The 505-nt window shown below is 56.0% G+C and carries 1 protein-coding gene; it reads left to right on the forward strand.

The window, feature by feature from the left end; translation table 11 throughout:
* Positions 1–39: 39 nt before the first annotated feature.
* The coding region (locus tag IE94_RS36730) for a hypothetical protein (protein ID WP_157849457.1) at positions 40–505 on the forward strand (466 nt) is incomplete at its 3' end.

The following is a 505-nucleotide window of genomic DNA, read 5'->3' on the forward strand; positions in this document are numbered from 1 at the left end:
ACCATCGAAGACCAGAAGCTACTCAATAGCAATGACCATATGGAGATCTTCCGCAGGAACAACTACACATCCAACAATCCACGGACCACTGACTGGCTCAAACGGGTCAGGCGTGGCACGCTCCCGGTGCCGCAGGTTCATCTGGACGAGATGCGCGCAGCCAACGTCCCGGATCTGGACAACGCTCGCGCCACCGAGGACATGAAGAAGCTGACTGCGGAAGAACACATGGAAATCCTCCGCAAAAACAACTTCAAGCCACGTAGCTCCGGGGAAACAAACCAGACTCACCAGTGGCTCAACAAAGTCAAAGATGGCAGCACCCTGGTGCCGCAGGTTTATCTGGACGAGATGCGCGCAGCCAACGTCCCGGATCTGGACAACGCTCGCGCCACCGAGGACATGAAGAAGCTGACTGCGGAAGAACACATGGAGATCCTCCGCAACAACAAGTTCAAGCCACGTAGCGTCGGGAAAACACGCCAGACCTACCAGTGGTTCAACG

It is taken from the genome of Streptomyces violaceorubidus (assembly GCF_000717995.1).
GTDB classification, from domain to species: domain Bacteria; phylum Actinomycetota; class Actinomycetes; order Streptomycetales; family Streptomycetaceae; genus Streptomyces; species Streptomyces violaceorubidus.